This window comes from Halorubrum sp. SP9 (genome assembly GCF_005435015.1).
GTDB classification, from domain to species: domain Archaea; phylum Halobacteriota; class Halobacteria; order Halobacteriales; family Haloferacaceae; genus Halorubrum; species Halorubrum sodomense.
On the sequence record NZ_SGXU01000417.1, the window covers coordinates 1 to 419 of the forward strand.

General features: G+C 49.4%; 1 protein-coding gene. It reads right to left on the bottom strand.

The features are described from left to right. Positions 1–419 (bottom strand): PAS domain S-box protein (locus tag EXE45_RS18090; protein WP_137695136.1); only part of this gene is annotated, 419 nt, incomplete at both ends.

The following is a 419-nucleotide window of genomic DNA, read 5'->3' on the forward strand; positions in this document are numbered from 1 at the left end:
ACTGCTGGGAGGGCTTCTGCTTCGAGCCGAGAAATCTCAGAATCGTCGTACAGCGTGTGCCACGTTGACCCAATTAACTGGTCTTTGTTGTCGAACCCATACATCTCGACATGAGTGTCATCAACATAGACGTACTCCTCGTCGTCCAGAATAGCGACGCCATCAGCACCTTGCTCAATTGCCCTTTGAAACGAGGCCAACTGCCGCTCTCGTTCTTTTCTACTGGTGACATCTCGAAGGACACCAGCTGTTCCACGGAATTCATTTTCGCCAATTAATGCGATCCGGTTCTCGACAATCTTAGGCTCGCCGTTACGCGATTTAAGTTCGAATTCCGATCGTTTTGACCGCTGATCGGTCGTAATTAGATCATCAATCTGCGATTGGATATGAGCGATGTCGTTCTCATCCATCCCGAC